This window comes from Bradyrhizobium sp. P2_E8, from assembly GCF_056403875.1.
In genome coordinates, this window is the sequence record NZ_JBFUES010001808.1 from 1 (window position 1) to 689 (window position 689).

General features: G+C 64.4%; 1 protein-coding gene. It reads right to left on the minus strand.

Translation table 11 applies throughout. The features are described from left to right. The coding region (locus AC1D00_RS44040; protein ID WP_477015063.1) for a class I tRNA ligase family protein at positions 1 to 689 on the minus strand (689 nt) is incomplete at both ends.

Sequence of the window (689 nt, forward strand, 5' to 3'; positions counted from 1 at the left end):
CACTGAAGGCTCCGCATCCGGCCGGTACATGCGCCAGGCTTCCTCCGCAGTGAAGCTGAGGATCGGCGCCAGCCATTTCAGGATCGAAGAGCACAACAGATCGATCGTGGTCAGCGCCGCCTTGCGCGTCGGCGAGGACGGCGGATCGCAATAGAGCGTGTCCTTGCGGATGTCGAAGTAGAACGCCGAGAGCTCGCTGTTCAGGAACGCGGACAGCGTCGCCACCACGTTCTTGAAGTCGAACGTCTCGTRCGCCTTGCCGATCAGCTCGGCGCGCATCGCGAGCTCGTGCAGCATCAGCCGCTCGAGCTCGGGCATCTCGGCCGGCGGAACCGCGTCAGCCGGCTTGTAATGATGCAGCGTGCCGAGCATCCAGCGGATGGTGTTGCGCAGCTTGCGGTAGGTCTCGACCGTGTTCTTCAGGATCTCGGGGCCGATGCGCTGGTCGTCGGTGTAGTCGCAGGCGGCAACCCAAAGCCGCAAGATGTCGGCGCCGGATTCCTTGATGACGGCCTGCGGCTCGATCGTGTTGCCGAGTGACTTCGACATCTTGCGGCCGTCCTCGGCCTGGGTGAAGCCGTGGGTCAGCACGATGTCGTAGGGCGCGCGGCCCCGCGTGCCGCAGCTTTCCAGCAGCGAGGAGTGGAACCAGCCGCGATGCTGGTCCGAGCCTTCAAGATACATCACGG